General features: G+C 61.5%; 27 protein-coding genes. 20 read left to right on the top strand and 7 right to left on the bottom strand.

The window, feature by feature from the left end; translation table 11 throughout:
* The first annotated feature begins 55 nt into the window (after nt 1–55).
* Nucleotides 56–505, top strand: a complete 450-nt coding sequence (gene soxR, locus RB216_RS09625; RefSeq protein WP_308908612.1) for a redox-sensitive transcriptional activator SoxR — start codon at nt 56–58, stop codon at nt 503–505.
* 103 nt (nt 506–608) lie between these two features.
* Here soxR and RB216_RS09620 read toward each other — a convergent pair whose 3' ends face one another.
* Genes RB216_RS09620 through RB216_RS09610 form a run of 3 tightly spaced genes read right to left on the bottom strand, consistent with a single transcriptional unit; the run spans nt 609 to nt 3,301 of the window.
* Nucleotides 609–1,379, bottom strand: coding sequence for a MetQ/NlpA family ABC transporter substrate-binding protein (locus RB216_RS09620; protein WP_028615805.1), 771 nt, complete (start codon nt 1,377–1,379; stop codon nt 609–611).
* Nucleotides 1,380–1,408: 29 nt separating this feature from the next.
* Nucleotides 1,409–2,074 (bottom strand): methionine ABC transporter permease, encoded by a 666-nt coding sequence (locus RB216_RS09615; protein WP_016980232.1) that lies wholly within the window; start codon nt 2,072–2,074, stop codon nt 1,409–1,411.
* Between the two features lie 3 nt (nt 2,075–2,077).
* Nucleotides 2,078–3,301: an SfnB family sulfur acquisition oxidoreductase gene (locus RB216_RS09610; RefSeq protein WP_308908611.1), complete on the bottom strand. Its 1,224-nt coding sequence runs from the start codon at nt 3,299–3,301 to the stop codon at nt 2,078–2,080.
* Between the two features lie 227 nt (nt 3,302–3,528).
* Between RB216_RS09610 and RB216_RS09605 the strand changes: the two genes are divergently transcribed.
* The 4 genes from RB216_RS09605 (at nt 3,529) to RB216_RS09590 (ending at nt 7,445) form a co-directional block, all read left to right on the top strand.
* Nucleotides 3,529–3,990: a VOC family protein gene (locus RB216_RS09605; RefSeq protein WP_016980233.1), complete on the top strand. Its 462-nt coding sequence runs from the start codon at nt 3,529–3,531 to the stop codon at nt 3,988–3,990.
* Between the two features lie 198 nt (nt 3,991–4,188).
* Complete coding sequence (locus RB216_RS09600; RefSeq protein WP_028615803.1) at nt 4,189–5,064, top strand: alpha/beta fold hydrolase; 876 nt, start codon at nt 4,189–4,191, stop codon at nt 5,062–5,064.
* 83 nt (nt 5,065–5,147) lie between these two features.
* On the top strand, nt 5,148–6,452 hold the full coding sequence (locus tag RB216_RS09595) for a dicarboxylate/amino acid:cation symporter (RefSeq protein ID WP_308908610.1): 1,305 nt from the start codon (nt 5,148–5,150) through the stop codon (nt 6,450–6,452).
* Between the two features lie 78 nt (nt 6,453–6,530).
* Nucleotides 6,531–7,445, top strand: coding sequence for a LysR substrate-binding domain-containing protein (locus RB216_RS09590; protein WP_204937098.1), 915 nt, complete (start codon nt 6,531–6,533; stop codon nt 7,443–7,445).
* On the opposite strand, the gene leuD is transcribed toward RB216_RS09590, so the two are convergent.
* Both leuD and leuC read right to left on the bottom strand, forming a co-directional pair.
* On the bottom strand, nt 7,442–8,056 hold the full coding sequence (gene leuD, locus RB216_RS09585) for a 3-isopropylmalate dehydratase small subunit (protein ID WP_308908609.1): 615 nt from the start codon (nt 8,054–8,056) through the stop codon (nt 7,442–7,444). The genes RB216_RS09590 and leuD overlap by 4 nt on opposite strands.
* The gene (leuC, locus tag RB216_RS09580; protein ID WP_308908608.1) at nt 8,053–9,471 is read right to left on the bottom strand and encodes a 3-isopropylmalate dehydratase large subunit; all 1,419 of its coding nucleotides are present in this window, start codon (nt 9,469–9,471) and stop codon (nt 8,053–8,055) included. Before leuC ends, leuD begins: the two co-directional genes overlap by 4 nt.
* 270 nt (nt 9,472–9,741) lie before the next feature.
* Here leuC and RB216_RS09575 point away from each other — a divergent pair, with 270 nt between their 5' ends.
* From RB216_RS09575 to RB216_RS09540, 8 genes are read left to right on the top strand one after another with little or no spacing between them, the layout of a single operon-like run.
* The gene (locus RB216_RS09575; protein ID WP_016980239.1) at nt 9,742–10,944 is read left to right on the top strand and encodes a PepSY-associated TM helix domain-containing protein; all 1,203 of its coding nucleotides are present in this window, start codon (nt 9,742–9,744) and stop codon (nt 10,942–10,944) included.
* The gene (locus RB216_RS09570) at nt 10,941–11,477 is read left to right on the top strand and encodes a PA2404 family protein (protein WP_025859107.1); all 537 of its coding nucleotides are present in this window, start codon (nt 10,941–10,943) and stop codon (nt 11,475–11,477) included. Before RB216_RS09575 ends, RB216_RS09570 begins: the two co-directional genes overlap by 4 nt.
* Nucleotides 11,474–11,803 (top strand): hypothetical protein, encoded by a 330-nt coding sequence (locus RB216_RS09565; RefSeq protein WP_016980241.1) that lies wholly within the window; start codon nt 11,474–11,476, stop codon nt 11,801–11,803. Before RB216_RS09570 ends, RB216_RS09565 begins: the two co-directional genes overlap by 4 nt.
* Nucleotides 11,800–12,360 carry a DUF6162 family protein gene (locus RB216_RS09560; protein ID WP_028615798.1) on the top strand — a complete coding sequence of 187 codons (561 nt, stop codon included), beginning with the start codon at nt 11,800–11,802 and terminating at the stop codon, nt 12,358–12,360. The genes RB216_RS09565 and RB216_RS09560 overlap by 4 nt, the downstream gene beginning before the upstream one ends.
* 19 nt (nt 12,361–12,379) lie before the next feature.
* Nucleotides 12,380–13,300, top strand: coding sequence for a metal ABC transporter substrate-binding protein (locus tag RB216_RS09555; protein ID WP_028615797.1), 921 nt, complete (start codon nt 12,380–12,382; stop codon nt 13,298–13,300).
* Nucleotides 13,297–14,043 carry a metal ABC transporter ATP-binding protein gene (locus RB216_RS09550; RefSeq protein ID WP_028615796.1) on the top strand — a complete coding sequence of 249 codons (747 nt, stop codon included), beginning with the start codon at nt 13,297–13,299 and terminating at the stop codon, nt 14,041–14,043. Before RB216_RS09555 ends, RB216_RS09550 begins: the two co-directional genes overlap by 4 nt.
* Nucleotides 14,040–14,939, top strand: a complete 900-nt coding sequence (locus tag RB216_RS09545; RefSeq protein ID WP_028615795.1) for a metal ABC transporter permease — start codon at nt 14,040–14,042, stop codon at nt 14,937–14,939. Before RB216_RS09550 ends, RB216_RS09545 begins: the two co-directional genes overlap by 4 nt.
* Complete coding sequence (locus RB216_RS09540) at nt 14,939–15,853, top strand: metal ABC transporter solute-binding protein, Zn/Mn family (protein ID WP_308908607.1); 915 nt, start codon at nt 14,939–14,941, stop codon at nt 15,851–15,853. Before RB216_RS09545 ends, RB216_RS09540 begins: the two co-directional genes overlap by 1 nt.
* Here the strand turns inward: RB216_RS09540 and RB216_RS09535 are convergent.
* Nucleotides 15,834–16,559, bottom strand: a complete 726-nt coding sequence (locus RB216_RS09535; protein ID WP_038844847.1) for a UTRA domain-containing protein — start codon at nt 16,557–16,559, stop codon at nt 15,834–15,836. The genes RB216_RS09540 and RB216_RS09535 overlap by 20 nt on opposite strands.
* A 347-nt stretch (nt 16,560–16,906) precedes the next feature.
* Here RB216_RS09535 and RB216_RS09530 point away from each other — a divergent pair, with 347 nt between their 5' ends.
* The 6 genes from RB216_RS09530 (at nt 16,907) to RB216_RS09505 (ending at nt 22,234) form a co-directional block, all read left to right on the top strand.
* Complete coding sequence (locus tag RB216_RS09530; RefSeq protein ID WP_028615792.1) at nt 16,907–17,983, top strand: ABC transporter substrate-binding protein; 1,077 nt, start codon at nt 16,907–16,909, stop codon at nt 17,981–17,983.
* Nucleotides 17,984–18,137: 154 nt separating this feature from the next.
* Nucleotides 18,138–18,944, top strand: a complete 807-nt coding sequence (locus RB216_RS09525) for an alkaline phosphatase family protein (RefSeq protein WP_308908606.1) — start codon at nt 18,138–18,140, stop codon at nt 18,942–18,944.
* Nucleotides 18,941–19,777: an ABC transporter permease gene (locus RB216_RS09520; RefSeq protein WP_308908605.1), complete on the top strand. Its 837-nt coding sequence runs from the start codon at nt 18,941–18,943 to the stop codon at nt 19,775–19,777. The genes RB216_RS09525 and RB216_RS09520 overlap by 4 nt, the downstream gene beginning before the upstream one ends.
* A complete protein-coding gene (locus tag RB216_RS09515; RefSeq protein ID WP_028615789.1) occupies nt 19,764–20,564 on the top strand; it encodes an ABC transporter permease in 801 nt (266 codons plus the stop codon). The genes RB216_RS09520 and RB216_RS09515 overlap by 14 nt, the downstream gene beginning before the upstream one ends.
* A complete protein-coding gene (locus RB216_RS09510) occupies nt 20,561–21,550 on the top strand; it encodes an ABC transporter ATP-binding protein (RefSeq protein ID WP_122684552.1) in 990 nt (329 codons plus the stop codon). The genes RB216_RS09515 and RB216_RS09510 overlap by 4 nt, the downstream gene beginning before the upstream one ends.
* Nucleotides 21,551–21,580: 30 nt before the next feature.
* On the top strand, nt 21,581–22,234 hold the full coding sequence (locus RB216_RS09505; protein WP_122684550.1) for an HAD family hydrolase: 654 nt from the start codon (nt 21,581–21,583) through the stop codon (nt 22,232–22,234).
* Between the two features lie 120 nt (nt 22,235–22,354).
* On the opposite strand, the gene RB216_RS09500 is transcribed toward RB216_RS09505, so the two are convergent.
* Nucleotides 22,355–23,317: a zinc-binding dehydrogenase gene (locus RB216_RS09500; protein WP_122684548.1), complete on the bottom strand. Its 963-nt coding sequence runs from the start codon at nt 23,315–23,317 to the stop codon at nt 22,355–22,357.
* A gap of 138 nt (nt 23,318–23,455) precedes the next feature.
* On the opposite strand from RB216_RS09500, the gene RB216_RS09495 reads away from it, so the two are divergent.
* Nucleotides 23,456–25,537 (top strand): carboxy terminal-processing peptidase, encoded by a 2,082-nt coding sequence (locus RB216_RS09495; RefSeq protein WP_174890955.1) that lies wholly within the window; start codon nt 23,456–23,458, stop codon nt 25,535–25,537.
* Nucleotides 25,538–25,558: the final 21 nt, after the last annotated feature.

Raw genomic sequence — 25,558 nt, 5'->3', positions numbered from 1 at the left:
CGCAGGGTAAAACCTCTAGTTAAGTCAAGGTCAAGCGTTGTCTGGGAGTTTTTTCATGCTCAACAAAGAACTTACCGTCGGCCAACTGGCCGCCCGCAGCGGCGTGGCGGTCACAGCCCTGCATTTCTATGAAACCAAGGGGCTGATCACGAGCAATCGCAATGCCGGCAACCAGCGGCGCTATCCGCGGGATGTGCTGCGGCGCGTGGTGGTGATCAAGATCGCCCAGCGTTTGGGCATACCACTGGCAACGATCGGCGAGGCGTTGCAGGCCTTGCCGGATGGGCGTACGCCCACGGCGCAGGATTGGGATCGTTTGTCCGCACTGTGGCGGGAAGACCTGGATGAGCGCATCAATAAACTGATGCTGCTGCGGGACAAGCTCAATGGCTGTATTGGGTGCGGGTGCCTGTCGATGGAGGCGTGTCCGTTGCGTAATCAGGATGATCAGTTGGGTGAGCGTGGGCCGGGGGCTCAATTGCTGGAACCCACCCCAACCGCATGACCTGCAAACCCAATCATTGTAGGCGCCCGGCTTGCCGGCGATGGCGGTCATGAGGACGCTATCGCCGGCAAGCCGGGCTCCTGCAGGAATGTGTGTTTAATTCTTAGAAACCGGGGGCAATCTGGCCTTTGTAACGGGTCAGGATGAACTGGCGCACCTCATCGGAATTCAACACCTTGGCCAGTTTCTGGATGCGCGGGTCGTTGATGTTATCCGGCCGCGCCACCAGGTACTCGACGTACAGCGACTTGCCCTTCTCCACGATCAACGCGCTGTTGGTATCGATCCCCGCTTCCAGGGCGTAGTTGGCAAACACAAACGCCAAATCCACCTGGCTCACCGAACGGGCCAGCAAGGCGCCTTCCAGTTCGCGAATCTTCAAGTGCTTGGGGTTATCCGCAATATCGCGCGGCGTGCTCAGGGTGTTGCTCGGGTCTTTGAGCTTGATCAGGCCCGCCTCATCCAGCAGCACCAGGGCGCGGCCAGTGTTGACCGGGTCGTTGGGGATCGACACCGTGGCACCGTCCTTCAGCTCCGCGATGTTTTTGATCTTGGTCGAATACGCGCCAAAGGGTTCGATATGCACACCCACCACCGGCACCAGGTCGGTGTGACGGGTTTTGTTGTAATCATCGAGGAACGGGCGGTATTGGTAATAGTTGGCGTCGATGTTCTTCAACGACAGTTGTTGATTGGGCTGGATGAAGTCGGTGAAGACTTTGATCTGTAAGTCCACGCCCTCCTTGGCCAGCACCGGTTTGACGAACTCGAGGATTTCCGCATGGGGCACTGGGGTCGCACCGACCACCAGCTTTTCATTGGCAACGGCATTCAACGACAGGACAGCGGCCAAAATGGCCAGGGACTTTTTCATACATGCTCCGAAGGCAGTTGTTATAGGAATCAACGGCGGCTGTAACGCGCCACCAAACGGTCACCGGTCATCTGCAGCGCCTGCACCAGCACCAACAGCAGCACCACGGTGACCACCATTACGTCGGTCTGAAAACGCTGGTAGCCATAGCGAATCGCCAAATCACCCAAACCACCGCCACCGATCACGCCGGCCATGGCGGTGTAGTCCACCAGCACAATCGCGGTCACGGTCACTGCCGCCAGCAGCCCGCCTCGGGCCTCCGGCAGCAGGGTGTGGCGGATTACCTGCCAGGTGCTGGCGCCCATGGACTGGGTGGCCTCGACCACGCCGCGATCCACCTCGCGCAGCGCGGTTTCCACCAGCCGCGCAAAGAACGGCGTACAGCCCACCACCAGCGGCGGGATGGTGCCCGGCACGCCGAGGGAGGTGCCCACCAGCAAGGTAGTCAGCGGGATCAACACGATCAGCAGGATGATGAACGGCAGCGAACGCAGCACATTGACCACCACCGACAACAACCGATACACCACCAGCGCCTCGTGCAACTGGCGCTTGCCGGTGAGAAACAGCAGCACGCCCAGAGGCAGCCCCAGCAGCACGGTAAAACCCAGCGCAGCGGCAAGCATGCTCAGGGTTTCCAGGCAGGCCTGGCCGATGTCGGCCCAGTAGATGTTCTTGAACAGTTCGGCCATGGATCACGACCAGTCATGGCGCGGCGGCTTGGCACCGTTGAGCAACCAATTGCCCACCACGTGGTACTTCCAGCGCACCGGGTCGTGCAAGGTGTGGACCCGCGCGTTGCGCCAGTGGCGGTCGAAGTTGTGCTTCTTCAAGGTGGAACGAGTGCCACCCAGTTCGAACAGTTTGTTGCTGGCTTCAATCGCGATTTCAGTGGTCAGCACTTTGGCGCGGGCGACGGCCAGAGACGCGTGGGCGACGTTGTCTTCATCTGGGGCCGGGCGCGCGGCGTCCAGGGCAAAGCCGGCGCGGTCGAGCAAGGCTTCGGCGGCTTCCAGGCGAATATCCAGGGCACCGACCTGAATGATGGTGAGTGGATCCTCACTGGCTTTTTCCACCGCGGCGTCGATCCATGGCCGGGCGAATTGCTGCACGAACTGCACCGTGTCACGCAGCGCGGCGCGGGCAATGCCAGCGTCGATGGCGGCAGTGGTCAATTGTGCGAAAGGCCCGGCCAACGTTGGGGAATCGTAGGATTTGTGCGTAGGAAACAGATTGAACGCCGGCACCCGCAGATCCTGTGCCAGCACCGTCCCGCTGGAAGTGGTGCGTTGGCCCATGCTGTCCCAATCGTCAACCACCACCAGCCCTTCGGTGCCACGCGGCACAAAGGCCAACTGGGCATTTTGCTGTTCATCCAGCGCCAGCACCGCCAGCCAATGGGCGTACAGCGAACCGGTGCAATAGCCCTTGCGCCCGTTGATCACATAGCCGTCGCCTTCGCGGCGAATAGTGGCCTGGATGTCCTGCACGTGCTTGCCGCCGGTTTCCGACAGCGCATTGGCAAACCGGTGACCTTGCAACGCTAGGCCAAAGAAGTGTGCCTGTTGCTCGGGCGTACCTTGCAGGCGGATATCTTCCAGCAGGCAGTAGTGGTTCTGCGGGATCTGCCCCAATGACGGGTCGGCCGCCGAAATAATCGCGATCACCTGGGCCAGCACCGCGTAAGACACCTGCGCCCCGCCGAACGCGCGCGGCACACTGATGCCCCACAGGCCGCTGTTGGAATACAGGTCCACCACCTCGGCGGGCACCTGGCGAGCGCGGTCGCGCTCGGCGTCCTGTTCCAGGAGGACGGCGGCGACGCGGTGGGCGACGGCAATCGCCTCGGCTGCATCGCGGATCAATGCGGCATGGGGCGTGTGGATCGGGTAATCGGCAGACACAGGCAGTACAGACATACAACGCTCTCGGGCGAATGGTTTGCCAGAGGTATTGCAGCTTCTGTGCCGGGTCCAAAACCGCTGGTTTGGCCTTAAAAACCCGCCCGGGTCCGCTTATGGCGCAGCAAACTGCCTGCTCGCTGTTGCCTGGCAGACACCTCGTCGGTTGCCTGCAGGCCCCGCCATACGTGGCCTATAGTGAAAAGACCGTGCCTCCACAACCATAACAACCCAAGGAGAACGAAATGAGCGTTAAACCCATTCCCGAGGGTTTCCACAGCGTCACGCCCTACCTGGGCGTCGAAAAAGCTGCCGAAGCCATCGAGTTCTACAAGAAAGCCTTTGGCGCCATCGAAGCCATGCGCCTGGACATGCCCGACGGTAGAGTCGGCCACGCCGAGCTGCGCATCGGTGACTCGCCGATCATGCTGGGTTCACCCTGCGATGAAAGTGCGTTTGGCAGCCCGCGTGATGGCCACACCAGCGTCGGTTTGCATGTGTATGTCAACGACGTCGACGCGCAATACAAACAAGCCATCGCAGCCGGTGGCACACCGATCTCCGAACCCAAGGACCAGTTCTACGGCGATCGCTCCGGCACGCTGAAGGATCCATTCGGCCATGTGTGGTTCCTGGCCACCCACAAGGAAGACCTGACTGAAGCGCAGATTCGCCAGCGCGCAATGGAGATGTTCAAGCAAGCCTGAGCCTTTGTAGGAGCGAGCTTGCTCGCGAAAAACGCCATGACAATGCCTACGTTCAGGAGGCCGGCGTTATCGTTGACCTTCTTCGCGAGCAAGCTCGCTCCTACATCACACTTCATGAACAACCCCTCCACGTTTTCGCCCTTGCCCCGAACGCCGCGTGATTCCAGGATGCAAGCACTCATCACAAGGAGTCATTCCATGTTCGCCGGATTCCAAAAAGACAGCTGCCACGTCAACGGCGTCAGCATCAGCTACCGCAAAGGCGGTACAGGTCCCGGTCTGCTCCTGCTGCACGGGCACCCGCAAACCCACGTCATCTGGCACAAAATCGCCGAGCAACTGGCCGAGCACTTCACCGTGGTCGCGGCCGACCTGCGCGGTTATGGCGACAGCAGCAAGCCGCCGGCCAATGACCACCACACCAACTACTCAAAACGCGAAATGGCCCGGGACGGCGTTGAACTCATGAAAGCCCTGGGCTTTGAGCAGTTCTCGGTGCTGGCCCATGACCGTGGTGCCCGCGTGGCCCATCGCCTGGCCCTGGACCACCCGACCGCCGTGCAACGCATGGTGCTGCTGGACATCGCCCCTACCCTGGCAATGTATGCGCAAACCGACGAAGCCTTCGCCCGTGCCTACTGGCACTGGTTCTTCCTGATCCGCCCGGCACCGTTGCCGGAAGCCTTGATCGAGGGCAACCCGCAGCTGTACCTGCGCAGCGTGATGGGCAGTCGCAGTGCCGGGCTCAAGCCATTCACCGACGAGGCCTTTGCTGAATACCTGCGCTGCCTGAAACTGCCGGGCGCCGCCACCGGCATCTGCGAAGACTACCGGGCTGCCGCCGGCATCGACCTTGAGCATGACCAGGCGGATATCGACGCCGGCAAACACCTGAACTTGCCGTTGCTGGTGATGTGGGGCGCCGAAGGCACCGTCGGCCGCTGTTTCGAGCCGCTCAAGGAATGGCAGAAAGTCGCCACCGACGTGCGCGGCAAGGCCCTGCCGGCCGGCCATTACATTGCCGAAGAGGCTCCCGAATTGTTGCTGGGCGAAGTCCTGACCTTCCTTCGCTGACCCCCTGATTCACTCCCCCACGCAGGCGCGCCAACGCCTGCGACGGGGTCTGCTTGCCCAAAAAAGACTGCGAGATAATAACAATGACAATCAGAAAACTGCTGGGAACCCTGTATATCCAGGTGCTCATCGCGATCGCGCTAGGCGTGTTGATCGGCCATCAATGGCCGCAGATCGGCATCGACCTCAAGCCCTTGGGCGACGGTTTCATCAAGCTGATCAAGATGATCATCGGCCCGATCATCTTCTGCACGGTGGTGTCCGGCATCACCAGCATGCACGACGTAAAACAGGTCGGCCGCGTCGGCGGCAAGGCGCTGCTGTACTTCGAAGTCGTCTCGACCATTGCCCTGTTGATCGGCATTCTCGCCGCGCACCTGCTGCATCCGGGCGTCGGCTTCAATATTGACGTGAAGACCCTCGACAGCTCGGCCATCGCCGGTTTTGTCGGCCAGGCCGAACATGGAGAAGGCATCGTCGGGTTCCTGTTGCATGTGATCCCCACAACGTTTTTCGATGCGTTCTCCAAGGGTGAAATCCTGCCGGTGCTGTTCGTTTCCGTGCTGTTTGGCGTCGGCCTGGTGATGGTCGGAGAAAAGGGCCGGCCGCTGGTGGGTGTAATCAACCAGGCCAGCGAAGTGTTTTTCCGCATCGTCGGCATCATCAGCAGGGTCGCGCCGATCGGGGCCTTTGGCGCGATTGCGTTCACCATCGGCAAATACGGCGTCGGTTCGTTGCTGCCGCTGTTGAAACTGGTGGGCACCTTCTATGTCACGGCGTTTTTCTTTATTGCCTTGGTGCTGGGCAGCATCGCCCGCTATGCCGGGTTCAGCATTTTCAAGTTGATGGGCTACATCAAGTCGGAGCTGTTGATCGTGCTCGGTACCAGCTCGTCGGAGTCGGCATTGCCGCAGCTGATCCAGAAACTCGAAAGCCTGGGCGCCTCCAAGGGCGTAGTGGGCATCGTGGTGCCGACCGGCTACACCTTCAATCTGGACGGCACCAACATCTATATGACCCTGGCGGTGTTGTTCCTAGCCCAGGCCACCAACATCCACTTGCCGCTGGAACAGCAGTTGACGCTGCTGGCGGTGGCCATGCTGACGTCCAAGGGCGCCGGGGCGGTGGTCGGCGCGGGGTTTGTCGCATTGGCGGCAAGTTTGGCGGTGGTGCCGACCGTGCCGGTGGCAGCGATGGTGTTGATTCTCGGCGTTGATCGCTTCATGGCTGAATGCCGCTCGCTGACCAATATCATCGGCAATGCCGTGGCCGCGCTGGTGGTGGCAGCCTGGGAAGGTGAACTGGACCGCGAAAAAATGGCGCCTATCGCGCTCAAGCACGGCCGACATGCCCGCGCGGCCACCCAAACGAAGATCGCTGCCGAGTAACCCAAGAGGGCCGGGTGTGCCGGAAGGCATACCGATCCGGTGCTATTCTGGCGGCTCATGCCGCCAGCCCTGTTTCTGATGACAAATAAGAAAGATACCGTGCCCCTACCCGAAGACCTGCGGGTGTTCCTGACCGTTATCCGCAAGGCCGGCTTCGCAGCGGCCGCCGATGAACTGGGCTTGTCGCCGGCCTATGTCAGTAAGCGCATCCAGATCCTCGAAACCACCCTGGCCACCCGCCTGTTGCACCGCACCAGCCGGCGCATTGCCCTGACTGAAGACGGCGAGCGGGTGCAGCGCTGGGCTGTGCGTATCCTGGAAGACTTCCAGCAACTTTCCGATGAACTCTCCGACGCGCACGACAGCCCCCGTGGCCGTCTGCACCTGTGCAGCAGCTTTGGTTTCGGCCGCAACCATGTGGCGCCGGCCCTGTCGCTGCTGGCGGAACAGTATCCGGACCTGGAAATCCGCCTGGACCTGTTCGACCGCGTGGTAGACATCGTCAGCGAGGGCTTCGATTTGGAGATCCGCGTGGGCGACGACATTCCTGGCCAGCACATCGGGCGCCGACTGGTGAGCAACCGCCGCGTACTGTGCGCAGCGCCGGCTTATCTGCAGCGGCGCGGAACACCGCAACAGTTGAGTGACCTGGAGCAGCACGACTGCCTGGTGCTCAAGGAGCGCGATAACGCGTTTGGCATCTGGAACCTGGAACACAACGGCGCCCAGGAAAGCGTGCGCGTGCGCGGGCCGTTGTCGTCGAACAATGGCGAGATTGTGTTGCAATGGGCGTTGGATGGGCGCGGGGTGTTGCTGCGCTCGATGTGGGATGTGAAGCCGTTATTGGAACAAGGCAAGCTGGTGCAGGTGCTGCACGGTTATACCCAGAGCGCCAACGTGTGGGCGGTGTACCCGACACGGTTGGCGTATTCCGGGAAGCTGCGCGCCTGCGTGGAGTTTTTGCAGGAGCATTTCAAAGGGTTGTCGATTTAGCTCAGCCAGGGATTGGCTGCCAGGTGCCGGTGCTCGAAAGCCTTGATCTGTTCACTGCGTTGCAAGGTACTGCCGATGGCATCCAGGCCCAGCAACAGCGCGGTTTTGCGCAGGTTATCGATCTGGAAAGGGATCACCTGGCCATCCGCCAAGCGAATTTCCTGGGCTTCAAGGTCCACGCTGATCTGCGCCTGATCTGCCTGGCTCACAGCCTTGCCCAGTCTCTGCAACACCGACTCGTCCAAAGTGATCAACAACACCCCGTTGCGCTGGCAGTTGTCATAGAAAATCCCGGCAAAGCTGCTACCGATCAACGCGCGGATGCCCATTTGCTTCAAGCCCCATACCGCATGTTCACGGCTGGAACCGCAGCCGAAATTCGGCCCCACCACCATGAAACTCGCGCCCTGCCAGGCCGGTTGGTTCAGCACGAAGTCGGGGTTGGGCTCGCCGGACGGCAAGAAGCGCAAGTCGAAGAACAGCCCGCGGTCCAGGCCGCTACGGTCGATGCCCTTGAGGAATTGCTTGGGCATGATCACGTCGGTGTCGATGTTGGCCGCCAGCATCGGCGCGGCCCTGCCGGTGACCAGGGTGAAGGGTTGCAGGCTCATGGGCGCGCTCCAAAGTGGCGGATATCAGTCAGGTGGCCGCTAATGGCAGCGGCGGCGACCATCGCCGGGCTCATCAGGTGCGTGCGTGCGCCCGCGCCCTGGCGACCTTCGAAGTTGCGGTTGGTGCTGGAGGCGCAGCGGTCGCCGGGGGCCAGCACGTCGTCGTTCATGGCCAGGCACATCGAGCAGCCCGACTGGCGCCATTCAAAGCCAGCGTCGATGAAAATCGCCGCCAGCCCTTCGGCCTCGGCCTGGTCACGGACTTCGGTGGAGCCGGGCACGATCATCGCGCGGACGTGGCCGGCCACGTGTTTGCCACGCACCACGCTGGCGGCGTCGCGCAGGTCTTCGATACGGGCGTTGGTGCAAGAGCCGATGAAGGCGTGGCTGATGACAATCTCGCTCAGCGGCATGCCGGCTTCCAGGCCCATATAGTTGAGGGCACGGCGCATGTCTTGGCGCAGGATCAGGTCGCTGACGTCCTGCGGGTCGGGCACGCGGGCGCCGATGGGCGCGGCCTGGTCGGGGCTGGTGCCCCAAGTGACCATGGGTTCCAGGGTGGTGGCGTCGAGTCGCACCTCCCGGTCGAACACCGCGTCGTCATCGGTGTGGAGTTTTCGCCACTCCAACAGTGCTTTTTCCCACAGCTCGCCTTGAGGTGCGCGAGGTTTGCCCTTGAGGTAGGCGAAGACTTTCTCATCCGGCGCCATGAAGGCGCCACGAGCGCCCGCTTCCACCGCCATGTTACAGATGGTCATGCGCGCCTCGACGCTCAGCGCGTCGATGGTGGAGCCGCGAAATTCAATGGCGTAGCCCGTTGCGCCGGACGCGCCGATCTTGCCGATCAGCGCCATGATCACATCTTTTGAGGTCAAACCCGGCGCCAGGTCACCGTCTACGGTCACGCGCATAGTTTTCAGACGTTTGTAGACCAGGGTCTGGGAAGCCAGCAGGTGTTCGATTTCCGAGGTGCCGATGCCAAAACCAAAGGCCCCGAGGGCGCCGTAGGTGGTGGTGTGGCTGTCTCCGGCGGCAATCACCATGCCGGGCAGGATAAAACCCTGTTCCGGGGCGATCACGTGCTCGATGCCCTGGCGCTTGTCGAGGATGTCAAGCAGCTCGATGCCGAAGTCCCGGCAGTTCTCCGCCAGGTACGACACTTGCCGCGCGCCGCCTGCATCCGGCATCGCCGCGATGCGCTGGGGCGTGGTGGGGTTCACATGGTCGACCACGGCCAACGCCGTGCCCGGACGCCACACCGTGCGCCCAGCCTCGCGCAAGCCGCTGAAGGCCTGGGGACTGGTGTATTCGTTGATCACCTGGCGGTCTATATAGAGCAGGACATGGCCCTGGTCATCCAGGGGGCACACCGTGTGGGAGTCGATGTGTTTGTCGTAGAGGGTTCTGGCAGTCATTTCTTGGGCTCACTCAACGGTATGAGCCCATCCTACGCAGCGCCTCGGCCCCATCAATGCCGCTTGGGTGATGGCTTGGAACATGTTTCGTGTTCGATCAAGGCGTTTAAGCGGCCTGAATGTGAACCTGAAACATTTTCTTTCATATCCGGGTTAGGGATTTCTCATTCTCATCCGTCTTAACTTAGATACAGCCTGTCGCGTCAGCAAAAGCTACGACTGGCCTTTTCCGGGCCTTCACTGCCCCCTCCGATCAAGACCCTCATTCACATGTCGAAGAAGTCACGCTCCAAACTCTGGTTTCTCGTGCATAGCTGGTTGGCCTTGCCCATCTGGTTCTTTGTACTGATCGTCTGCGTCACCGGCACCCTGGCGGTGGTCAGCCAGGAGATCGTCTGGCTGGCCAACCCGGATATCCGCGCGAGCAAGCCGACGGACGACGCCGAACCGCTGAGCTATGACCAGGTGATCGCCGCGATCAAGCGCGAAGAACCCCAGGTGTTCGTCCAGTCGATCAGCCGCCCCGACGAATCCCATTTCGCCCTCAGCGTCGACCTCAGCTACCCCGACGGGCGCTCCGTCGAGGTCTACGTCAACCCCTACACCGGTGCGATCCAGGGCATCAGCCCGTCGTTCAACTTCCAGGCCTTTACCCGCGCCCTGCACGGCTGGTGGCTGGTGCCGTTCACCAATGGCTACAGCTGGGGCTGGTATCTGGTCTCGGCACTGGGTATTCCGCTGCTGGCATCGCTGGTCACCGGGCTGGTGGTGTACAAGCGTTTCTGGAAAGGATTCCTGCGCCCTACCCTGCGTATTCGCCATGGTGCGCGGATCTTCTGGGGCGACTTCCACCGCTTGAGCGGTATCTGGTCGATCTGGTTCATCGCGGTGATCTCCGTCACCGGCATCTGGTTCCTGATCCGGGCGATCCTGGGGGATAACCAGATCTCGATTTCCACCGAGCCGGTCATCCCGGTGATTGCACGGGAAAAAGTGCCGATGTCGGCACCCGGCGTGCCGGCTCCCATGATTCCTGTGGACGAGGCGATCAAGATCGCCACACAGCGCATTCCTGGCCTGGAGGCGAGCTTCATCAGCCTGCCGCTCAATGCCTATAGCCACCTGCAGATCGGCGGGCGCGGCTGGTATCCGCTGATGTTCCAGACCGCGCAGATCAACCCCTATGACGGCGAAGTCGCGGCGGCGCACTTGCTGTCCGACCGCTCGAAGCTGGAGTTCGTCACCGAATCCATGCGCCCGCTGCACACCGGCGACTTTGGTGGGATCTGGATCAAGCTGATCTGGGCATTCTTTGGCCTGATCATGAGCATGATGGTGTTGAGCGGCCTGCTGATCTGGACCAAGCGCACCGCCCTGGCCACCCTCAATGCCCTCAAGCGTGAAGCCAAGACCCAACACAAGCCGGCGGCCGCCCCCGCCAGGCAGGCTGAAACCTCGGAGGTCACCCCATGAGCAAGGTCGCTGCTGCTAAACCTTCGGCGCTGCGGGCCTTCTGGCTGAAATGGCGCTTCCACATCAATGTGCTGCTGTTGCTGATCCCCCTGGGCTTCATGCCCAAGTACTTCGCTGACGCGGCGCTGTTTCGTGGCGACACCGGCATCGGCGAGCGAGTGGCCGGTGAGGTGCAGGTCGGGCCCTGGAGCCTGACCCTCGCGGAGTTCCGCAATGAAGGCCCGCGCCCCGACCCAGCCGGGCCGATGAAGTTCTTCAATGCCGCCCTGTGCGACACCTGTGCCGAACAGGTCAAGGCCACCTACCTGCGCATCGGCAAGCCGCGCAGCCTGCGCGCCGCCGGGGTGATCTTCTTTGGCACGCCGTACCGCATGGGCGCTGGCCTGCCGATCCCGGAACGCACACCCGCCGACGCCGAACTGTGGGTCACCATGGAAGGCTGGGACGGCACGATGCACCAGGGTTCCATCCCGTTGAGCCAGGCCTCGCCTGCCACTATTGCCTGGCTGAACAAGCAAGGAGTTAAACCATGACTTTGATGCGCATGACCCGCGCCTGTGGCGTCCTGCTGATGTGCGCCGGTTTCAGTACCGTCGCCCTGGCCCACAACCCGATGTGTGAGTGCAAGGAAATCCCCGGCGAGCAGATCCAGTGCAAAGGCGGCTTCTCCGACGGCAGCGGCGCACCCGGCGTGACCCTCGATGTGATCGGCTATGACGAAACCATCCTGGTGCCCGGCAAGCTGGGTGAGGACTCGACCCTGACCTTCAAGAAACCGTCTGCCGAGTTCTACGTGTTGTTTGATGCAGGCCCCGGCCACGTGGTGGAAATCGACCAAGCGGATATCCAGCCGCAATGACGACCACACAGGTTGTACGCCCCGCCGGCGCCGGTCATGAAACCCTCTACGTGCTGCTGTTATGCCTGATCATCCTCGCGGTGGCAGGCTCGGTGATCGCGCTGCACGGTGAATCCCAGGAAGTGGCGGCCGTGCCCAGCCACCAATTGGATGCGCGCCGCGACCTGAGCGCCGCCGAGCAAGGCATCTACGCCGACCTGCGGGTGACCCTGGATGAGATCCAGCTGTTGCAGCAGGAGCAAAGCGCGCTGCCCAGCCCGGCGCAACTGGCCGAAGAAGGCTTCGCGCCCTTTGCCCAGGATGCCAGTTCGGTCAGCCGTGGCGATCATCGCTGGCGATTGCTTGAGCCCTCGGCCTACCTGGGCTTGAGCCAGGCACCGGCCACCGCCGGCTCGCTGCTGATGCGCGTGCACGGTACCGAACCGGATATCTGGCTCAATCGCCAGGCCAACCTCGCCGCCCCTTCAGACCTCACTGACCAGGCGCTGATTGCGGCCGGCTGGCAGCAAGTGGTTGCGCAATTCGATGCCGGCGTCACCCGCCAGCACCGTCACTGAACGAGAAGACCGATTGCCCATGTCTATTTCATCTCCCCTGTTGCGCCTGTTGCTGGTTGGCCTGCTCAGCCTGATGCTCGCTCCATTGGCTAACGCCGAGGCTGCCAAGCGCCTGCGTATCGGTATCACCCTGCACCCTTATTACAGCTACGTGGCGAATATCGTCGGCGACAAGGCCGAAGTGGTGCCGCTGATTCCGGCCGGTTTCAACCCGCATGCCTACGAGCCACGCGCCGAAGACATCAAGCGCATCGGCACCCTGGACGTGATTGTGCTCAACGGCGTCGGCCATGATGATTTTGCCGACCGCATGATCGCCACCAGCGAACGCCCGGACATCCCGGTGATCGAGGCCAACGCCAACGTACCGCTGCTGGCGGCCACCGGTAACGCCGCGCGCGGCGCGGGCAAGGTGGTCAACCCGCATACCTTCCTGTCGATCAGTGCGTCGATTGCCCAGGTCAACAACATCGCCCGCGAATTGGGCAAGCTCGACCCGGACAACGCCAAGGCCTACACCCAGAACGCCCGCGCCTACGGCAAGCGCCTGCGCCAGATGCGCGCTGATGCCCTCGCCAAGTTGACCAGCGCGCCCAACCCGGACCTGCGCGTGGCCACCGTGCACGCGGCCTATGACTACCTGCTGCGCGAGTTCGGCCTGGAAGTCACCGCTGTGGTCGAACCGGCCCACGGCATCGAGCCAAGCCCGAGTCAGTTGAAGAAGACCATCGATGAACTGCGCGCCCTGGACGTGAAGGTGATCTTCTCGGAGATGGATTTCCCGTCCACCTACGTCGACACCATCCAACGTGAGTCCGGGGTCAAGCTGTACCCGCTGTCGCATATTTCCTACGGCGAATACAGCGCCGAGAAGTACGAAGTCGAGATGACCGGCAACCTCAACACGGTGGTGCGAGCCATTCAGGAGTCCGGGTCATGACGGCGGCGGAACAACTGAGTGCAGTCAGCGTCGGCCCGACACTTGAGTTCGACGAGATTGCGCTGACGCTCGGTCGCACCGTGATCCTTGATGACGTGAGCTTCCAGGTACAGCCGGGCAGCATTCATGCGCTGGTCGGCCCCAACGGCGGCGGCAAAAGCTCACTGATCAAGACACTGCTGGGCCAGACACCTCATCAGGGAAGGTTGAGCCTGCACTGGCCGGCCACGCCCGGCACCATTGGCTATGTGCCCCAGGCCCTGGAGTTCGACCGGGGCTTGCCGATGACCGTGGATGATTTCATGGCGGCCATGTGCCAACGGCGTCCGGCGTTTCTGGGCCTGTCCAAACATTACGCCGGCGCGATTGGCGATGCGCTGGAGCGCGTCGGCATGCAAGACAAACGCAAGCGGCGCATGGGCGCGCTGTCCGGCGGTGAGCGCCAGCGCGTGTTGCTGGCCCAGGGACTGATCCCGGCGCCGCAGCTGCTGGTGCTGGATGAACCGATGTCGGCGCTTGATGAAGCCGGTATCCAGGTGTTTGAGCGCCTGCTGAATGACTGGCGCCTGGCGGGAATCACCGTGCTATGGATCGAACATGACCTGGAAGCTGTGGGCCGCCTGGCCGACCACGTCACCGGCCTGAACCGCCGCGTGCTGTTCGACGCCACGCCCAAAGAGGCGTTGACCCCGGATCGCCTGCTGACCCTGTTCTCTACCCACCCTCGGAGCCCGGCGCAATGAGTTATGAAGCCTTTCGCTTGATGGTCCAGGGCTGGGCCTCTGCCGGTTATCTGCCGGAGGCGCTGGCCTACGGTTTTGTGGTCAACGCCCTGCTCGCCGGTCTGCTGATCGGCCCGGTACTGGGCGGCCTGGGCACGCTGGTGGTGGTCAAGCGCTTCGCGTTTTTCTCCGAAGCGGTCGGCCACGCGGCGCTGACCGGCGTGGCGGTGGGCATCCTGCTCGGTGAACCCTACACCGGCCCGTATGGCGCGCTGTTCGGCTACTGCCTGCTGTTCGGCATCCTGCTCAACTACCTGCGCAACCGCACCGGCCTGGCGCCGGATACCTTGATCGGCGTGTTCCTGTCGGTGTCCCTGGCGCTGGGTGCGAGCCTGTTGCTGATCCTGGCCGGCAAGATCAACGTGCATATCCTCGAGAACGTACTGTTCGGCTCGGTATTGACGGTCAACGGCAACGACCTGCTGGTGCTGGCAGTGGTCGGCTCGTTGGTGATGGCCCTGGCACTGCCGTTGTACAACCGCATCATGTTGGCCAGCTTCAACCCGCAATTGGCGGCGGTACGCGGTGTAGCGGTGAAGACCCTGGACTACCTGTTCGTGATTCTGGTGACGCTGATCACCGTCGCGGCGGTCAAGGTCATCGGCGCGATCCTGGTGGGTGCGCTGCTGGTGATTCCCGCCGCTGCGGCGCGCCTGTTGAGCCAGTCGCTCAAGGGCTTCTTCTGGATCTCCGTCGCGATTGCCACCATCAGCACCCTGTGCGGGATCCTGCTGCCGATCATCTTCGACCTGCCCGTGCCGTCCGGCGCCGCGATCATCCTGGTCGCCGGTATCGCCTTCGCCCTGGCCGCCATCGCGCGCGGCACGGTGCCCAGCCTTAAAGGGAATCTTGGATAATGCGCTCCGTTCTTTCTCCCCTGGCCCTGGCCATCGCTTGTTTGTTCACCACGCCGTTGATGGCGGCTGAAGCGGCCAAACCGGCTGCCCACGCGGCAAAGCCGGTCAAAGTGCTGGCCTCGTTGCCGATCACCTACGGCCTGGCTGAAGTGCTGCTCAAAGGCACCGACGTGCAGCTTGAACGCGCCGCGCCGGCCAATCTGCCCGGTTCGCGACAAGTGTCCTACTTCACCGGCCGTGGCGCCCCCGCCCTGAATAAGTTGGCGCTGGATGCCGACGCCGCCATCGGCCTGCGTTCGCTGTGGGCCGACGACCCGCTGTACCCGGTGGCGCGGCGCAGCAATATCCGCATCGTCGAAGTCGATGCTGCACGCCCGGTGGACGGCGGTCTGCCTGGCATCGCGGTGCAGCCGGGCGTCACCGATGGTTTGAACAGCCAGCCGTGGCAATCGAGCAACAACATGGGGCGCATGGCCGATGTGCTGGCCGCCGACCTAAGCCGCCTCGCCCCCACCGCCAAGCCGAAGATCGACGCCAACCTCGCCGCCCTCAAACAGCGCCTGCTCAAGCTCACCGCCGACAGCGAAGCACGACTGGCCAAGGCGGATAACCTGAGCGTGGTCAGCTTGAGTGATCACTTCGCGTACTTGGTCAGCAGTTTGAACCTGGAAGTGCTCAGCACCGATGCACGGCCCGACGCGGATTGGACGCCTGAGGCGTTGCAGAAACTGAGTGCCGATTTGAAGGACAATGAGGTCGCGGTGGTGCTGCATCATCGGCAGCCGAGTGAGGCGGTGAAGGCGGCTATCACTGCCGGTGATTCGAAGCTGTTGGTGTTGAATGTGGACGGTGCCGAGCCGGTGACAGAGCTGGAAACCAATGTGGATCAGGTGATCAAGGCGCTGACCCCGTAACATCCACACCGACATGAATGGCATCATGCCGCCAGAACTCCAGGTCGCAATCGATCAACCGCTGGTGCTGGTCATAATTGACCCGGGCGATCCGCAAGCCCGGGCTGCCCACCGACACGCGCAACGCGGCGGCGGCTTCCACTGGCAGTGAGGTCGGCACGATTTCAAAGCGCACGCGCCCGTAGTGCAGGTCGTATTTGCGCGCATACAGCTCTGTCATCGACTGATTCAAGTCACACGCCAGGATCCCGGGAAAATACTGCGGGTTCAGGTAGTGCTCCACATACAGCACCAAGCGCCCATCGATCCGCCGGCCCCGGCAGATCTGGATCACACTGGACAGCGCCGGCAACTGCAACCACGCACACACCGCCGCCGATGCCGGCTGCAACCGCGCCGAAATCACTTCGGTGGACGCCACGCGCCCCTGGTCGCTGACCATGGCGTGAAAGTGGCTGCGTTGCATCAGGTTGTAGGCCAGCCGTGGCGGCGAGACAAACCAGCCGCGCCGCTCCTCGCGATAGATCTGGCCTTGGGCTTCCAGTTGTAACAAGGCTTCCCGCACCGTAATCCGGGTGGTACCAAACAACTCGCTGAGCTTGCGCTCGGCAGGCAGTTTGCTGGCAGGCGGCAACAAACCGTGGTCGATCTGCTCTTGCAGCGCCAGGCCAATGGATGTCACCGCCTTGATTGCCTCGTCACGCATCAACGTTACCTATCTGGACTAGACCAGCACCGTTCGGGTGCATAAACCGCGCTGCATTTGGGCTGTTGCGGTTGCATGCCAGCCTAGGGATTGCAGATGACCGACAGATGACAGTCCACGTCGATCCCCCGCAGCACACCCTGCAATACATCGGCCAAGTCCAATCAATGCGGGCACTTGGACATGGTCTACGCTCATCCTGAACTTAGCGACATCTAAGCTTTGAAAACGACATCGACATGAAACTGTCATCCATCGCGTCTAGATTGGCTCAGGTATTGCTCTGACCTAGACCAACAACACAGCAGAAAAAACCGCCGCGTTGAAAACGCCCAAAGGAGCTTCGGATGAAACAGCTTTTCCTGGCATCACTGTTAGGCTCGACCATTGCCATGTGCACCGCCGCCATGGCCGCTGATACCGATCTAAAAACCCTGGAAGCTGCCGCAAAGGCAGAAGGCGCTGTAAACAGCGTCGGCATGCCCGATGACTGGGCCAACTGGAAAGGCACCTGGGAAGACCTGGCCAAGACCTACGGCCTCAAGCACATCGACACCGACATGAGCTCGGCTCAGGAAATCGCCAAGTTCAAGGCTGAGAAAGACAACGCCAGCGCCGACATCGGCGACGTGGGCGCAGCGTTCGGTCCGATCGCGGTGAAGCAGGAAGTCACCCAACCGTACAAACCGTCCACCTGGGCTCAGGTTCCGGATTGGGCTAAAGACAAAGATGGTCATTGGGCCTTGGCCTACACCGGCACCATCGCGTTTATCGTCAACAAGAAGCTGCTGCACGGTTCTGAAGTGCCAACCAGTTGGGCGGACCTGCAGAACGGCAAGTACAAGGTCTCCATCGGTGACGTGAGCACCGCGGCACAAGCAGCCAACGGTGTACTGGCAGCGGCCATTGCCAATAAAGGCGACGAAAAGAACATCGCTCCCGGCCTGCTGTTCTTCACCAAGATCGCCCAGCAAGGCCGTCTTTCGCTGTCCAACCCGACCATCGCCACCATGGAAAAAGGCGAAGTCGAAGTGGGCGTGGTCTGGGACTTCAACGGCCTGAGCTACAAGGCCAAGATGGCCAACCCAGATGACTACGTGGTGTTGATCCCATCGGACGGCTCGGTGAAATCCGGCTACACCACCATCATCAACAAATACGCCAAGCACCCTAACGCCGCCAAGCTGACCCGCGAATACATCTTCAGCGACGCCGGCCAGCTCAACCTGGCGAAAGGCAATGCGCGCCCGATTCGCGCTGAAACCGACCTGAAACTGCCGGCCGACATCGCCAAGAACCTGATCCCGGGCGAGCAGTACACCAAGGCCAACCCGCAGCCGATCAAGGATGCGGATGCCTGGGAAGCCACGTCCAAGAAGCTGCCTCAGTTGTGGAACGAGCAGGTCATCGTAGAGATGAAGTAATCGAAGCAAACCTCTGTAGGAGCCGGCTTGCCGGCGATCGCGGTCGAACATTCAACCTGTATGTTGACTGATACACCATCATCGCCGGCAAGCCGGCTCCTACCGATCTGATACCACCTGATCCAAGCCCATCTGTTGCGGAGCGCCAGCCCCCATGAAGCACACTGTCATCCTTGTCGTGCTCGACGGCCTGAACTTCGAGGTTGCCCGACACGCCATGGGGCACTTGCAGGCCTACATCGGCGCAGGACGCGCAGCCCTCTACAAACTGGAATGTGAACTGCCCGCCCTGTCCCGCCCGCTGTATGAATGCATCCTCACCGGCGTGCCTCCAATCCAGAGTGGCATCGTGCACAACAACGTCTCGCGCCTGTCCAACCAACGCAGCATTTTCCATTACGCCACCGACGCCGGGCTGACCACGGCAGCGGCGGCTTACCATTGGGTCAGCGAGTTGTACAACCGTACGCCCTTCCTCGCCGCCCGCGACCGTCATACCGACGACAAGTCACTGGCGATCCAGCACGGGCATTTCTACTGGAATGACCATTACCCGGACTCCCACCTGTTTGCCGACGCCGAGAGCCTGCGCCTCAAACACGCGCCGAACTTCCTGGTGGTGCACCCGATGAACATCGACGACGCCGGCCACAAGCACGGCCTCGACACCCCGCAATACCGCAACAGCGCACGCTCGGCCGACATTATCCTGGCCGACTACCTGCAAGTCTGGCTCGATGCCGGTTACCAAGTGCTGGTGACCGCCGACCACGGTATGAACAACGACCGCTCCCACAACGGCCTGTTGCCGGAAGAGCGCGAAGTGCCGCTGTTCGTTCTCGGCAATGCCTTCAGCCTCGACCCCAACGCTACACCGAAACAGACCGACCTCTGCGGCACCATCTGCGAGTTGCTGGGCGTGCCCCACGACAAACCTGTCTGCCGGGAGCTGTTGAAATGATCCGTGGCAAATGGTTGGCGCTGCTGTGCCTGGTGCCCTTCGCGCTGTTCTTTATCGTGTTTGAAATTGCCCCGCTGGTGTGGGTGCTGATCAACAGCCTGCAAACGGAAGAGGCCGGTTGGGGCGTGGAAAACTTCGTGCGCATCTTCGGCTCGAAATTCTACCTGCAAGCCATCCAGTTCAGTTTGGAGATCAGCGTCTACTCCAGCATCTTCGGCATCATCATCGCCACGCTGGGCAGCTACTCGTTGCGCCGGGTGGATTCGCCGCTGCGCAATTTCGTCACCGCCTTCGCCAACATGACCAGCAACTTTGCCGGTGTGCCCTTGGCCTTCGCGTTCATCATTTTGCTGGGTTTCAACGGCAGCATCACGATCATGCTCAAGCAGGCGGGGATCATTCAGGACTTCAATCTGTATTCGAAGACCGGCTTGATCATCCTCTATACCTACTTCCAGATTCCCCTGGGCGTGTTGCTGCTGTACCCGGCCTTCGATGCGTTGCGCGAAGACTGGCGTGAGTCGGCTGCACTGCTCGGCGCGAATGGCTGGCAGTTCTGGCGGCATATCGGCCTGCCCGTGCTCACCCCGGCCCTGCTCGGTACGTTCGTGATTCTGTTGGCCAACGCCTTGGGCGCCTATGCCACGGTGTACGCCTTGACCACCGGTAACTTCAACGTGCTGCCGATCCGTATCGCCGGGCTGGTCTCCGGTGATGTGTCCCTCGACCCGAACATGGCCAGCGCCCTGGCCGTGGTGCTGGTGGCGCTGATGACCGTGGTCACCGTGGTCCATCAACTGCTGCTCAAGAGGAGCTACCATGTCTCGCGCTGAAGCCGGCCCGGCCTCCCTCTACCATCGGGTGGTGGTGTGGCTGCTGTTTGCAATCCTGGTACTGCCGTTGATAGGCACCTTTGTCTACTCCATTGCCAGCAGTTGGTCGGCGACCATCCTGCCCGCCGGCTTCACGGTGAAATGGTACGTGCAGCTGTGGAGCGACCCGCGCTTCCTGATGGCCTTCGGGCAATCGTTGCTGGTGTGCGTCGGCGCGCTGATCCTGTCGGTGGTGCTGATTTTGCCGCTGCTGTTTGTGGTGCATTACCACTTCCCCAAGCTCGATGCGCTGATGAACATCCTGATCCTGCTGCCCTTCGCGGTACCACCGGTGGTGTCGTCAGTGGGCCTGCTGCAACTGTATGGCTCCGGGCCGATGGCGATGGTCGGCACGCCGTGGATTCTGATCGGTTGCTACTTCACCGTGGCGCTGCCGTTCATGTACCGGGCGATCACCAACAACCTGCAGGCGATCAACCTGCGCGACCTGATGGACGCGTCACAACTGCTCGGCGCCAGCACCTGGCAAGCGGCGATCCTGGTGGTGCTGCCGAACCTGCGCAAAGGCTTGATGGTGGCGTTGCTGCTGTCGTTCTCGTTCCTGTTCGGTGAGTTCGTGTTCGCCAATATCCTGGTGGGCACCCGCTACGAAACATTACAGGTGTATCTGAACAACATGCGCAACAGCAGCGGCCACTTCACCAGTGCCGTCGTGATTTCCTATTTCTTCTTTGTGCTGGTGCTGACCTGGGCCGCCAATATCTTGAACAAGGACAAAAGCCAATGAGCTTCGTCAGCGTCCAACACCTGCAAAAAGGCTACGCCGGCACTCCGGTGTTCAGTGACATCAACTGCGAGATCGCCAAGGGTGAGTTCGTCACCCTGCTCGGTCCGTCCGGTTGCGGCAAATCCACGCTGCTGCGCTGCATCGCCGGCCTGACCTCGGTGGACAGTGGGAAAATCCTGCTGGATGGGCAGGACATCGTCCCGTTGAGCCCGCAGAAACGCCACATCGGCATGGTGTTCCAGAGCTATGCACTGTTCCCCAACATGACCGTGGAGCAGAACGTCGCCTTCGGCCTGCGCATGCAGAAGGTCAATGCCGACGACAGCCACAAGCGCGTGCAGGAAGTGCTGCAATTGGTGGAACTCAAGGACCTGGCCGGTCGTTACCCGCACCAGATGTCCGGCGGCCAGTGCCAGCGCGTGGCCCTCGCCCGCTCCCTGGTCACCCGCCCGCGCCTGTTGTTGCTGGATGAGCCGCTGTCGGCCTTGGACGCACGCATTCGCAAGCACCTGCGCGAACAGATCCGTCAGATCCAGCGCGAATTGGGGCTGACCACCATCTTCGTGACCCATGACCAGGAAGAAGCCCTGACCATGTCCGACCGGATCTTCCTGATGAACCAGGGCAAGATCGTGCAGAGCGGCGATGCCGAAACCCTCTATACCGCGCCTGTCGATGTGTTCGCCGCCGGTTTCATCGGCAACTACAACCTGCTGGACGCCGACAAGGCCACCCAGTTGCTGCAACGCCCGATCAGCAGCCGCATCGCCATTCGCCCGGAGGCCATCGAGCTGAGCCGCGACGGCGAACTGGACGCCCTGGTGCGCAGCCACAGCCTGCTGGGCAACGTGATTCGCTATCGCATCGAGGCGCGCGGCGTGGAGCTGGTGGTGGATGTGCTCAACCGCTCGGCCGACGACCTGCACCCGGACGGACAACGCCTGGCACTTTCCATCGACCCAAGCGCCCTGTGTGAAGTAGCCTGATGCAACGTTTCATTTGAGAGAGCATGACGGATGGCATTGGTAATTTTTGATCTGGACGACACCCTCATCCACGGCGACTGCGCCACCCTGTGGAGCGAGCAGATGGGCCGCCTGGGCTGGGTCGACCCTGAATCGTTCATGCGCAAGAACCACGAACTGATGGATGCCTACAGCCAGGGCAAGCTGAAGATGGAAGACTTCATGGACTTCAGCCTGGAGCCGATGATCGGCCGCACGCCGGAGGAGATCGAACATCTGGTGGAGCCGTGGGTCGAGGACGTGATCGAACCGCTGATCTACAGCGACGCCACCAAGACCATCGCCCGCCATCGCGCGAATGGCGATCGGATTCTGGTGATCTCGGCGTCGGGCACGCACCTGGTCACGCCGATTGCGGCGCGGATCGGGATTGATGAAGTGCTGGGGATTGAATTGGATGTCAGCCACGGCGTGTACAGCGGGCGCACCGTGGGTGTGCTGACCTATCGCGAGGGCAAGATCACCCGGTTGCTGGAATGGTTGGAAAAGGAAGGTGAAACGCTGGAAGGCGCGTATTTCTATTCGGATTCGCGCAATGATTTGCCGTTGCTGTTGAAGGTGGATCATCCACAGGTGGTGAACCCGGACCCGGTATTGCGCGAGCACGCCGAAAAAGCTGGCTGGCCAATCCACGATTGGACCTGACACACCGCTCCCTGTAGGAGCCGGCTTGCCGGCGATGGCGGCGTGTCAGATGAAACATTCTTCATCGATACACCGCCATCGCCGGCAAGCCGGCTCCTACCGTTTTGATCGCGTTGCAATTCAGGCCAAAGATTCGTCGATCACCAACACCAACTTCCCGGAAATCTGGTTGGTCGCCAGCTCGGCAAACGCCGCCTCGGCATCCTTGATCGGGAAGGTCTTGGCCAGTTGCGGGCTCAGCCGCCCTTCAACAAACAACGGCCATACATGCTGGCTCAAGTCACTGAACAGGTCGGCCTTGAACTGATCACTGCGGCTTCTCAGGGTCGAGCCCAACAACTGGATACGCTTGCCCAGTACCTGCGCCAAGTCCAACTGAGCCTCACGGCCGCCCATCAAGCCGATCAATACCCAGCGCCCATCCAGGGCCAGCAGCTTCAGGTCCAGCGCGGCATAGTTGCCACCGACCGGGTCGAGGATCACATCAAACGGCCCGAAATCCCGCAACCCTTCGAGGCCATCGGTGCGCACCACGCCGCCCTGGGCGCCGAGCACTTCGCAATAGGCCAGGCGCTCCGCCGAGCCGACGCTGACCCAGCACGGGCTGCCGAACGCCTTGCACAGCTGGATCGCCGCCGAGCCCACACCACTGGCGCCGGCATGCAGCAACACCTTTTCGCCAGGCCTGAGACCGGCCAGTTGGAACAGGTTGAGCCACGCAGTGCTGTATACCTCAGGCAATGCCGCCGCTTCGATCAGCGACAAACCTTCTGGCACAGGCAATACATGACGCGCATCCACCACCACTTCTTCAGCCATGCCACCGCCGGCCAACAGCGCGCAGACACGGTCGCCAACCTGCCAGGATGAGCCCGACCCCACTTCGCTGATCACCCCGGAACACTCCAGGCCCAACACCTGGCTCGCGCCCGGCGGCGGCGGATAAAGCCCGGCGCGCTGTAATAAATCGGCGCGATTTAGGCCCGCTGCCGCCACGCGAATGCGAACTTGCCCTACATCGCAGGTAGGACTGGGTTCTTCCAACCACTCCACATGACCGTCAACGCCTTGCAATGCTTTCACAGTGCCTCCATAGTGAGTCTGGACTGAGCCCGTAGCTGTATCGCCGGGCTTTTTGCATTATGCGACCGGACCATATGGAACCGGCTCCCTCAAAGACGGCCTAATATGCGTTATCAATTGCCCCCGCGTCGAATCAGCATGAAGCATTTGTTCCCCAGCACCGCCCTCGCTCTTTTCATTGGTCTCGGCTTCGCGTCGACATCGACCAATACGTTCGCAGCCAACAGCTGGGACAACCTTCAGCCGGATCGCGATGAGGTGATTGCCAGCCTTAACGTCGTCGAACTGCTCAAGCGCCATCACTACAGCAAGCCGCCGCTGGACGACGCGCGCTCGGTGATCATCTATGACAGCTACCTCAAGCTGCTGGACCCGTCGCGCAGCTACTTCCTGGCCAGTGATATCGCCGAGTTCGACAAGTGGAAGACGCAGTTCGACGACTTTCTCAAGAGCGGCGACCTGCAACCCGGCTTCACCATCTACAAGCGTTACCTGGACCGCGTCAAAGCGCGTCTGGACTTCGCCCTGGGTGAGCTGGGCAAAGGCGTCGACAAGCTCGACTTCACCCAGAAGGAAAGCCTGCTGGTCGACCGTAAGGACGCGCCTTGGCTGACCAGCACCGCCGCCCTCGATGACCTGTGGCGCAAACGCGTCAAGGACGAGGTGCTGCGCCTGAAGATCGCCGGCAAAGAGCCTAAGGCCATTCAGGAGCTGTTGACCAAACGCTACAAGAATCAGCTGGCACGTCTGGACCAGACCCGTGCCGAAGATATCTTCCAGGCCTACATCAACACCTTCGCGATGTCCTACGATCCGCACACCAATTATCTGTCGCCAGATAACGCGGAAAACTTTGATATCAACATGAGTCTGTCGCTGGAGGGCATCGGTGCCGTCCTGCAAAGCGACAATGACCAGGTCAAGATCGTGCGCCTGGTGCCGGCAGGTCCGGCAGACAAGACCAAGCAAGTGGCTCCGGCCGACAAGATCATCGGTGTTGCCCAGGCCGACAAAGAAATGGTCGACGTGGTCGGCTGGCGCCTGGACGAAGTGGTCAAGCTGATCCGTGGGCCGAAAGGCAGCGTGGTGCGCCTGGAAGTGATTCCGCACACCAATGCACCGAACGACCAGACCAGCAAGATCGTGTCCATCACCCGTGAAGCGGTGAAGCTCGAAGACCAGGCCGTGCAGAAGAAAGTCCTCAACCTCAAGCAGGATGGCAAGGACTACAAGCTGGGCGTGATTGAAATCCCGGCCTTCTACCTGGACTTCAAGGCGTTCCGCGCGGGCGATCCGGACTACAAGTCCACCACCCGCGACGTTAAGAAAATCCTGACAGAACTGCAGAAGGAAAAAGTCGACGGCGTGGTCATCGACCTGCGCAACAACGGCGGCGGTTCCCTGCAGGAAGCCACGGAGCTGACCAGCCTGTTCATCGACAAGGGCCCGACCGTGTTGGTGCGCAACGCTGACGGCCGTGTGGATGTGCTGGAAGACGAGAACCCGGGCGCCTTCTACAAAGGCCCGATGGCGCTGCTGGTCAACCGCCTCTCGGCCTCGGCTTCGGAGATTTTCGCCGGCGCCATGCAGGACTACCACCGCGCCCTGATCATCGGCGGACAGACCTTCGGCAAAGGCACCGTGCAGACCATCCAGCCGCTGAACCATGGCGAACTGAAACTGACGCTGGCCAAGTTCTACCGGGTTTCCGGGCAGAGCACCCAGCACCAGGGCGTACTGCCGGACATCGATTTCCCGTCGATCATCGACACCAAGGAAATTGGCGAAAGCGCCCTGCCGGAAGCCATGCCGTGGGACACCATCCGCCCGGCGATCAAGCCCGCTTCGGATCCGTTCAAGCCATTCCTGGCGCAGTTGAAGGCTGACCACGACACCCGCTCCGCCAAGGATGCCGAGTTCGTGTTCATCCGCGACAAGCTGGCCCTGGCCAAGAAGCTGATGGAAGAAAAAACCGTCAGCCTCAACGAAGTGGACCGCCGCGCGCAGCACACCGACATTGAGAACAAGCAACTTGCACTGGAAAACATCCGCCGCAAGGCCAAGGGTGAAGATCCACTCAAGGAGCTGAAGAAAGAAGACGAAGATGCGTTGCCGACCGAAGCGGATAAAACCAAGCCGGAAGACGACGCCTACCTGGCCGAGACGGGCCGGATCCTGCTGGACTACCTGAAGATCACTAAGCAGGTGGCCAAGCAGTAAATGATGGCGATTTAATGTGAT

Source organism: Pseudomonas canadensis (genome assembly GCF_030980095.1).
Classification (GTDB): domain Bacteria; phylum Pseudomonadota; class Gammaproteobacteria; order Pseudomonadales; family Pseudomonadaceae; genus Aquipseudomonas; species Aquipseudomonas canadensis.
The sequence above is the reverse complement of the archived record's forward strand: the minus strand, read 5'-3'. Positions and strand labels throughout refer to the sequence as shown.

Excerpts from the sequence above, each read along its gene's own strand:
- soxR (WP_308908612.1), top strand. The coding sequence starts at position 56 with ATGCTCAACAAAGAACTTACCGTCGGCCAACTGGCCGCCCGCAGCGGC.
- RB216_RS09620 (WP_028615805.1), bottom strand. The coding sequence starts at position 1,379 with ATGAAAAAGTCCCTGGCCATTTTGGCCGCTGTCCTGTCGTTGAATGCC.
- RB216_RS09615 (WP_016980232.1), bottom strand. The coding sequence starts at position 2,074 with ATGGCCGAACTGTTCAAGAACATCTACTGGGCCGACATCGGCCAGGCC.
- RB216_RS09610 (WP_308908611.1), bottom strand. The coding sequence starts at position 3,301 with ATGTCTGTACTGCCTGTGTCTGCCGATTACCCGATCCACACGCCCCAT.
- RB216_RS09605 (WP_016980233.1), top strand. The coding sequence starts at position 3,529 with ATGAGCGTTAAACCCATTCCCGAGGGTTTCCACAGCGTCACGCCCTAC.
- RB216_RS09600 (WP_028615803.1), top strand. The coding sequence starts at position 4,189 with ATGTTCGCCGGATTCCAAAAAGACAGCTGCCACGTCAACGGCGTCAGC.
- RB216_RS09595 (WP_308908610.1), top strand. The coding sequence starts at position 5,148 with ATGACAATCAGAAAACTGCTGGGAACCCTGTATATCCAGGTGCTCATC.
- RB216_RS09590 (WP_204937098.1), top strand. The coding sequence starts at position 6,531 with ATGACAAATAAGAAAGATACCGTGCCCCTACCCGAAGACCTGCGGGTG.
- leuD (WP_308908609.1), bottom strand. The coding sequence starts at position 8,056 with ATGAGCCTGCAACCCTTCACCCTGGTCACCGGCAGGGCCGCGCCGATG.
- leuC (WP_308908608.1), bottom strand. The coding sequence starts at position 9,471 with ATGACTGCCAGAACCCTCTACGACAAACACATCGACTCCCACACGGTG.
- RB216_RS09575 (WP_016980239.1), top strand. The coding sequence starts at position 9,742 with ATGTCGAAGAAGTCACGCTCCAAACTCTGGTTTCTCGTGCATAGCTGG.
- RB216_RS09570 (WP_025859107.1), top strand. The coding sequence starts at position 10,941 with ATGAGCAAGGTCGCTGCTGCTAAACCTTCGGCGCTGCGGGCCTTCTGG.
- RB216_RS09565 (WP_016980241.1), top strand. The coding sequence starts at position 11,474 with ATGACTTTGATGCGCATGACCCGCGCCTGTGGCGTCCTGCTGATGTGC.
- RB216_RS09560 (WP_028615798.1), top strand. The coding sequence starts at position 11,800 with ATGACGACCACACAGGTTGTACGCCCCGCCGGCGCCGGTCATGAAACC.
- RB216_RS09555 (WP_028615797.1), top strand. The coding sequence starts at position 12,380 with ATGTCTATTTCATCTCCCCTGTTGCGCCTGTTGCTGGTTGGCCTGCTC.
- RB216_RS09550 (WP_028615796.1), top strand. The coding sequence starts at position 13,297 with ATGACGGCGGCGGAACAACTGAGTGCAGTCAGCGTCGGCCCGACACTT.
- RB216_RS09545 (WP_028615795.1), top strand. The coding sequence starts at position 14,040 with ATGAGTTATGAAGCCTTTCGCTTGATGGTCCAGGGCTGGGCCTCTGCC.
- RB216_RS09540 (WP_308908607.1), top strand. The coding sequence starts at position 14,939 with ATGCGCTCCGTTCTTTCTCCCCTGGCCCTGGCCATCGCTTGTTTGTTC.
- RB216_RS09535 (WP_038844847.1), bottom strand. The coding sequence starts at position 16,559 with ATGCGTGACGAGGCAATCAAGGCGGTGACATCCATTGGCCTGGCGCTG.
- RB216_RS09530 (WP_028615792.1), top strand. The coding sequence starts at position 16,907 with ATGAAACAGCTTTTCCTGGCATCACTGTTAGGCTCGACCATTGCCATG.
- RB216_RS09525 (WP_308908606.1), top strand. The coding sequence starts at position 18,138 with ATGAAGCACACTGTCATCCTTGTCGTGCTCGACGGCCTGAACTTCGAG.
- RB216_RS09520 (WP_308908605.1), top strand. The coding sequence starts at position 18,941 with ATGATCCGTGGCAAATGGTTGGCGCTGCTGTGCCTGGTGCCCTTCGCG.
- RB216_RS09515 (WP_028615789.1), top strand. The coding sequence starts at position 19,764 with ATGTCTCGCGCTGAAGCCGGCCCGGCCTCCCTCTACCATCGGGTGGTG.
- RB216_RS09510 (WP_122684552.1), top strand. The coding sequence starts at position 20,561 with ATGAGCTTCGTCAGCGTCCAACACCTGCAAAAAGGCTACGCCGGCACT.
- RB216_RS09505 (WP_122684550.1), top strand. The coding sequence starts at position 21,581 with ATGGCATTGGTAATTTTTGATCTGGACGACACCCTCATCCACGGCGAC.
- RB216_RS09495 (WP_174890955.1), top strand. The coding sequence starts at position 23,456 with ATGAAGCATTTGTTCCCCAGCACCGCCCTCGCTCTTTTCATTGGTCTC.